The sequence below is a fragment of the Faecalibacillus sp. TM498 genome, from assembly GCF_020589955.1.
GTDB lineage: Bacteria > Bacillota_I > Bacilli_A > Erysipelotrichales > Coprobacillaceae > Faecalibacillus > Faecalibacillus intestinalis.
Genome location: NZ_JAJDKB010000081.1, coordinates 1 through 6,498, shown reverse-complemented (window position 1 = coordinate 6,498; position 6,498 = coordinate 1). Strand labels below are relative to the sequence as shown.

Below are 6,498 nucleotides of genomic sequence, written 5' to 3'. Positions count from 1 at the left end.
CTAAAAAAAGAGGCTGATGAACCTAATCCAAAAGGTTAGGTTTCTTTACAGCCCCTTTTTTGTATACTCTTTTAAGATATCAATATAAAGTTGTCCAAAACGACTTAGAATAGCTTTATTATGTGTAATATATCCTATTTCCATAAAATCATTCACATCTAAAGGAACCGCAATGATATCTTTTCCATTAAGCTGTTCATTAATGACTCCACTACAAATTGTATAGCCATTAAGACCTATTAATAAATTAAAGAGTGTTGCACGATCACATACTTTAATTTCTTTTTGGCTTTCTAAAGTACTCAGTATTTCCTCAGAAAAGTAAAAAGAATTATGTTCTCCTTGTTCATAAGATAAACGTGGATATTCTTTTAAATCCTCTAAAGATACTTTATTTTTATTTGCGAGGGGATTATCTTTTCCAAGAAAAACATGAGGTTTTGCGATAAATAGACGATGAAATGTTAAGTCATTTTCTTTCAACGTTTTCTTTAAAACAACTTCATTAAATGAATTAAGATAAAGAACCCCAATTTCACTTTTAAGTTTGGCAACATCTTCAATAATTTCATAAGTTTGTGTTTCTCGAATCCTGAAATCATATTCCTTCCCACCATATTCTTTAATCAAAGAAACAAAAGCTTCTACGGCAAAAGAATAATGTTGCGTTGAAATACAAAATTCATGTTTAATATTATGATCCTGTAAATACTTTTCTTCAATCAAGTTTGTTTGTTCAATCACTTGTCTTGCATAACCTAAAAATTCTTCTCCCTGTCTTGATAAAATAACTCCTTTATTGGTACGAATAAAAATCGTAATACCTAATTCTTTTTCTAATTCTTTGATTGCATTTGTTAAACTTGGTTGTGATATATATAAACGTTTAGCAGCCTCTGAAAGTGTTCCTACTTGAGAAACTGTAATAACGTATCTTAATTGTGCTAATGTCATATTCTTCTCCTTTTTCTTTGTCATTATATCATAGCTTAACAAAAATAAAATTATTAAGATTTTATAAATCGACATTATTTTTATAGAATCGTTGTTAAAATGAAATCAATGAGGGAAGAGTCTCACAATCTGTGTGATGATATCAACAAACGCAAATAGTTTTTCTATTCTGGTACATCTTAAAGACAAGACTCGTTAAGGATTTCATCTTTAATGAGTTTTGTCTTTTTTTATTCAAAGGAGGAACCGTGATGTTTTATCAAAAAAGTAGTCAAGATATCTTAAAAGAATGTGAAAGTTCTTTAGAAGGATTATATGATTTTCAAGTAAAAAAACATAGTGCAAAGTATTGAAAAAGTATCCCTTTTTCAAATGATTCCGATTTATATTTTTTCTCTTCTTTCCTTTTTCCTTATTCAAGTAAAAAAATATTTTCTATAAAATAGAGGACACTTTTTTCATAATTTAAAAATCTTTCACTCCTTTTCTATGCTATAATAAGAAAACAGGATTTAGGGAGGGATTAGATGGAAAAAGATTTAACACATGGAAATACATTAAAACTGATTATTTCATTTTGTATTCCTTTAATTGGGGGAGCTATTTTCCAACAACTTTATAACGTCGTTGACACAATGATTGTAGGAAGATTTGTCGGCGTAGATGCTCTTGCTGCTGTTGGTTCAACTGGTTCATTAAACTTTTTAATTATTGGATTTGTTTTAGGACTTGCTGCTGGTTTTGGGATTCCTATTGCGCAAGCTTTTGGTGCTAGAGAAGAAAAAAGAATGCTTCAAACCATTATGAATGCATTTTACTTATGTATCTTCTTTTCAATTGTACTTACTGTCTTAACACATTTTACAACGGAAACATTACTTCAATGGATGCAAACACCTGCTAATATTTTTAAACAATCTTATGATTATATTTCAATTATTTTTTATGGTTTAACATGCACCATTGCTTATAACTTTTTAGCAAGTGTTTCACGTGCTTTAGGAGATAGTAAAACACCTCTTATTTTCTTAATTATATCATCGGTACTTAATGTTGTTTTAGATTTATCAATGATCATTAATTTTCATATGGGTGTTCGAGGTGCTGCCCTTGCCACAGTGATTGCCCAAGGAATCTCAGCTGTTTTATGTTTTATTTATATGGCTAAAAAATATCCTAATTTAAGATTTGATCATCATGCACGTTCTATAAGTTTTCCAATTATCAAAAAACTTATTAATATTGCCGTCCCAATGGCTTTACAATATTCAATTACGGCCGTAGGTGCTGTTATCTTACAAAGTGCCGTTAATACTTTAGGTTCAGCAAAAGTTGCTGCTATTGCTGCTGCCCAAAAATTATCGATGTTCTTTACACAACCAATGGATATGATGGGTTCTACAATGGCTACCTTCTCTGGACAAAATTTAGGTGCTGGAAAGATAGAGCGTATTTTTAAAGGAATTAAAGAATCTATGCTCCTTGTTATTGGTTATGGTATCGTTGCATGTATCTTTATGATTTTCTTTGGAAAATACCTTTCATTATTATTTGTTGCCGGTAATGAAACAAGCGTTATTAATGATGCTCAACAATTCTTGATTTGCAATAGTATTTTCTATTTTGTTTTAGGTATTCTATTTGTTTCAAGAAACACCATTCAAGGTTTAGGAAAATCCGCACTTACGATGCTTGCTGGGGCTGCTGAATTAGTGGCAAGAGCTTTTGTTGCCTTTGCCCTCGTTGGTAAGTTTGGTTATAATGCCATTTGTTTTGCCAATCCTATTGCTTGGTTTGCTGCTATCATTATTTTGATTCCAACACTGGTTATTTTGATGAACAAATTAAAAAAAGAACATAGTTAAAAGATATCGCAATTGCGATATCTTTTTTTACACACGTTTTTTATTTAAACGATTATGGATATTTTGCATTTTTAAATCAAGTTCAGAAATTGTTTTTGCACATTCTTGTAATTCTTCTTTAATATCTTCAGGAACATTATTATCTGTTTTATATTTAAGTTTATGTTCCAAAGAAGCCCAGAAATCCATCGCAATTGTACGAAGCTGTACTTCAACATGAATTGGTTTAGATCCTTCTGATAAGAAAATTGGTACTTCTAAAACAAGATGTAAAGACATATAACCACTTTCTTTTGGATTTGCAATATAATCTTTTACTTCAACTAAACGGATATCATCTTGATCTGTAAGTAATTGTGCTACCTTATAAACATCATCTACATAATTACAAATAACACGAACTCCCGCAATATCATGAATATTTTCTTCTAACGAACGTTCTGTTACAGGAATATCTTTATTAATAGCTTTTTTTAAAATACTTTCTGGCGATTTTAAACGAGATTCGATATGATGAATCGGATTATGATCATGTTTTACTTTAAATTCTGCATCTAATATTTCTAATTTTGTACGAATTTCTTTAATTCCTGCTTCATAAATTTGTTGCATTTTCATTAATTCTGAGACATTTTCATATAAAGTAGTTTTTGCTATTTGATTCACAACATTTTGTTTAATTTTTTGACTTGGTTTCATTTTAACACCTCATCTCTATTAAAGCCTAAAAAAATGAACTTGTCATTAACAAAAGAAAAATCTTTAAAGATTTTTCTTTAAAGATTTAATCACTAAGGTCTTCTCCATTAGAAGCAATAACTTTTTTATACCAATAGAATGAATCTTTTCTATAACGATCTAATGTTTTTAAATCAAATTCATCTCGATCTACATAAATAAATCCATAACGTTTAACCATACCTTCATGAGTAGAAATTAAATCAATTGCTGACCATGGGCAATATCCCATCATTTCTGCACCATCAGTAATCGCTAATTGAATTTGTTCAATATGTTTTCTTAAATATTCAATTCTGTATTGATCATGAACTTTTCCATCTTCAGTTAATTTATCATAAGCACCTAACCCATTTTCTGTAACAATCATTGGTAAACGATATCTTGAATACATTTCACGAATAGTTGCTCTAAAACCAAATGGATCAATTTCCCAACCAAAATCAGTATGAGGAAGATTTGGATTGGCAGCTCCTAGATAAACACCTTCTTCCATACGTGTTTTTTGTTGATCATGTCCAAATGTTTCTTCTTGGTTTTCATCACACCAAGCAACAGTTGCTGTTGAATAATAGTTGAAACCAATGAAATCTGGATGCCCATTTTTTAGAATTTCCATATCTCCTTCTTCGATATGAGGAGTTGCATTTCTTTTTTCCATAAAAGCCCATGCAAGATGATTATATTCTCCATAAACAGCCATATCTAAGTAAAGCCAGTTACGAATCGCATTTAAGTTTTGAGCAGCTAATTGATCTTCAGGCTTACAACTTGCTGGATAAGCAAGAGAAATATTTGGTGCTGGTCCAATTTTTCCACCTTCTACCATTTCATGGCATAAAGCCATTGCTTTTGCTTGTGCTACTAACATATGATGATTTTGTTGGTAAAGAGATTTATATTTTTCTGGTCCTGTAAGGGTTGTTGTTCCAATAATATCTCCTGATAAAATTAAAACGTTTTGTTCATTGATCGTAAGCCAGTATTTAACACGATCACCAAAATTTTCATACATCACTTTAGCAAAATTAACAAACCAATCAATAGATTCACGTTTTTCCCAGCCACCTCTTTCTTCTAAGGCTTGTGGCATATCGAAGTGGAACATTGTCACTAATGGAATAATATTATATTTTAAACATTCATTAATAACATTATTGTAGAAATCAATTCCTTCTTGATTTACTTCACCTGTTCCTTGAGGTAAAATTCTTGACCACGAAATAGAAAAACGATAAACTTTAAAGCCCATTTCAGCCATTAAAGCAATATCTTCTTTATAACGATGATAAAAATCAGCGCATACTGTTAAATCAGATGTCCCTTCTGGTACTTTTTTGACATCTTGAACCGAAGGACCCTTTCCATGTGATAAGTTAGCTCCTTCTACTTGATAAGCAGATGTACTTGCTCCCCAAAGAAAGTCTTTAGGAAATGGTTTTAATTTTTTATGTAACATTCTTTCTTCCTCCTATCATTACCTTTATTATACTCTTAAAGCAAAAAAACATCCATATGGATGTTTAGTCAATCAATTCATCAGCCTGGTAATCTCTAAATTTATGATAAACAGGTCCGGCATAAGCAACCATCAATTCGTCATAAACTTTACTTGATAATTTTTTCCCTACATAAAGCATTTCATATTTAACATCTTTTTCTACATATTTAAAGCCCATTTCTTGAAGTCCATTTCTTAAATAAAAGTTTTTACGATGAACACGTTGTTTGTAGTTATCATATTTTTCATCTACTTCTTCAATACATAACATAATGGTATGAGGATATCTCTTTTTCAATATTTGTAAAACACTACTTCCATAGCCATGACCTCTTTGAAGTTCATCAATAGCAAGATACAAAACATAGGATAAATTTTGATAGGTAATGACATACGTTAACCCAACCCATTTATTTTGATCATAGATTGATAAAAATTCTCCTTTACCTTTATTGTGTTTTTCTATAAGAGCTTTCCATGGTGCTCTTTCATCTTCAGGAAAAGCACTGTAATAAAGTTGACTTACTTGTTCAATATCATTTTCACTTATTTTCTTTAATTCCATATAATTCTCCTATTTATAGTATTTATCAAAATACGCTTTTAATGATTTTTTGATTGAAATATGATCCAATTTCATAGAGAAAACAAAACGTTCTTTTTCTTTAAATTCATTTCTTAACTCACCGATATGTTTTCTAAACGCTTCATATTGGACAATAATATCGTTTTCTTTCGCAAATTTTTGGATATTGTTTAAAATGTTTAAAGAATATCCAACATCAATTAAAAAGACACCATAAAATAATCCTACAAAGAATGAAAACCAAAGATTTCCGGCAAGCCATTCAATTGAATGAATGATATTAGGATGAATTAAAAAATAATAAATCGCACTTAATAAATACCAAAAGAAAGTAAACTTAGGGCAAATGATTCCTTGAATATTAAACTTTTCATCACTATAATCCCAAAGCTTTACATGCATTCCTTTGATAAAAATAAGTCCTGCAAAATATTCAATTAAAGTAACCGATAAAGCCATTAGTAAAAAAAGTACCGTCTTTCTTAAATACACTCCATGAATAAATGAAACATTAATATGTGCCAGTAAATAAACGACACATAAACTAAAACCATAAAGTGGTAAATAAGGTCCTACTAAAAAACCAGGATTGATCCATTTTCTTGAAGGATTTGCTTTGGAAAAAAAGCGACGAAAAATAAGTTCTAAAAGCCATCCAGCTAAACTTCCTATAAAAAATATAAACGCTAAAATCAACCATTCTTTCATAAAATCACCTATTTCATTTTATTAAATAATATAGTAATTAGAATACTTTAAACAACCTAAAAAATCAAGTTAAAAAAATAAGGCTTCCGCCTTATAATGTACAAATCATTACTGTCATTGTTCCATCAAAATCAACTTCTTTTTGA

General features: G+C 30.0%; 6 protein-coding genes. 1 reads left to right on the top strand and 5 read right to left on the bottom strand.

The features are described 5' to 3' along the window. Positions 1 to 45: 45 nt before the first annotated feature. Positions 46 to 954, bottom strand: a complete 909-nt coding sequence (locus LJD32_RS14260) for a LysR family transcriptional regulator (protein WP_227392724.1) — start codon at positions 952 to 954, stop codon at positions 46 to 48. 527 nt (positions 955 to 1,481) lie between these two features. Here LJD32_RS14260 and LJD32_RS14255 point away from each other — a divergent pair. Further along, the gene (locus tag LJD32_RS14255; RefSeq protein ID WP_147580204.1) at positions 1,482 to 2,819 is read left to right on the top strand and encodes an MATE family efflux transporter; all 1,338 of its coding nucleotides are present in this window, start codon (positions 1,482 to 1,484) and stop codon (positions 2,817 to 2,819) included. Positions 2,820 to 2,846: 27 nt separating this feature from the next. Here the strand turns inward: LJD32_RS14255 and LJD32_RS14250 are convergent, their stop codons facing one another. The 4 genes from LJD32_RS14250 to LJD32_RS14235 form a co-directional block, all read right to left on the bottom strand. Then, positions 2,847 to 3,518, bottom strand: coding sequence for a GTP pyrophosphokinase family protein (locus LJD32_RS14250; RefSeq protein WP_032090161.1), 672 nt, complete (start codon positions 3,516 to 3,518; stop codon positions 2,847 to 2,849). Between the two features lie 85 nt (positions 3,519 to 3,603). Then, positions 3,604 to 5,016 carry a glycoside hydrolase family 1 protein gene (locus LJD32_RS14245; protein ID WP_227392723.1) on the bottom strand — a complete coding sequence of 471 codons (1,413 nt, stop codon included), beginning with the start codon at positions 5,014 to 5,016 and terminating at the stop codon, positions 3,604 to 3,606. Between the two features lie 64 nt (positions 5,017 to 5,080). After that, positions 5,081 to 5,623 (bottom strand): GNAT family N-acetyltransferase, encoded by a 543-nt coding sequence (locus LJD32_RS14240; protein WP_227392722.1) that lies wholly within the window; start codon positions 5,621 to 5,623, stop codon positions 5,081 to 5,083. 9 nt (positions 5,624 to 5,632) lie between these two features. Beyond that, entirely contained in the window at positions 5,633 to 6,352 is a 720-nt protein-coding gene (locus tag LJD32_RS14235) for a putative ABC transporter permease (protein ID WP_032090163.1), read from the bottom strand. Positions 6,353 to 6,498 lie beyond the last annotated feature (146 nt).

Excerpts from the sequence above, each read along its gene's own strand:
- LJD32_RS14260 (WP_227392724.1), bottom strand. The coding sequence starts at position 954 with ATGACATTAGCACAATTAAGATACGTTATTACAGTTTCTCAAGTAGGA.
- LJD32_RS14255 (WP_147580204.1), top strand. The coding sequence starts at position 1,482 with ATGGAAAAAGATTTAACACATGGAAATACATTAAAACTGATTATTTCA.
- LJD32_RS14250 (WP_032090161.1), bottom strand. The coding sequence starts at position 3,518 with ATGAAACCAAGTCAAAAAATTAAACAAAATGTTGTGAATCAAATAGCA.
- LJD32_RS14245 (WP_227392723.1), bottom strand. The coding sequence starts at position 5,016 with ATGTTACATAAAAAATTAAAACCATTTCCTAAAGACTTTCTTTGGGGA.
- LJD32_RS14240 (WP_227392722.1), bottom strand. The coding sequence starts at position 5,623 with ATGGAATTAAAGAAAATAAGTGAAAATGATATTGAACAAGTAAGTCAA.
- LJD32_RS14235 (WP_032090163.1), bottom strand. The coding sequence starts at position 6,352 with ATGAAAGAATGGTTGATTTTAGCGTTTATATTTTTTATAGGAAGTTTA.